General features: G+C 66.9%; 1 protein-coding gene. It reads right to left on the bottom strand.

Annotation, left to right across the window (positions count from 1 at the left end; all coding sequences use genetic code 11):
* A partial coding sequence (locus tag JWG43_RS21045; protein ID WP_240193689.1) for a flagellar basal body protein occupies nucleotides 1-309 on the bottom strand: 309 nt, incomplete at its 3' end.
* Nucleotides 310-417: the final 108 nt, after the last annotated feature.

The raw sequence follows: 417 nt of genomic DNA, 5'->3' as shown, positions 1-417 counted from the left end.
CTTCAGCATCTGCTCTTCGACCACCACCGAATTGCCGTCCAGCGTGGTCTCCGAATCGGGGGCCTTGGTCGGGGCGAACCGGACCGGCGAACCGGCCGGCGCGATATGGGCCGCGTTGGTGCGCACCATCTGCAGCCCCCCGCCCGAGCGCATGGCGGCGGCGAAGTCGGTCGGCTGTTTGAGGTCGCGCCCGACGAAGCCCGGCGTATCGGCGTTGGCGACGTTCTCGGCGATGACCCGCTGGCGTGCGTCCAGCCAGCCCAGCCGGCCCTTGATCTGCCCCAGCAGCGGTATGTCGGCGACGCCCATGGCGGTCTCCCGTGCGACGCGAATGCGCGCGATGGGCAGAAAATGCCGCCTGGATGGTTAATAGGGGGTTATCTCAACGGCTCGTTAACCGTGCTGGTTAACATTCAG

The organism is Desulfobulbus alkaliphilus, from assembly GCF_016918545.1.
In the GTDB taxonomy this organism is placed as follows: domain Bacteria; phylum Desulfobacterota; class Desulfobulbia; order Desulfobulbales; family Desulfobulbaceae; genus Desulfobulbus; species Desulfobulbus alkaliphilus.
Note: the sequence above shows the minus strand (reverse complement) of the source record. Positions and strands in the feature narration are given on the sequence as shown.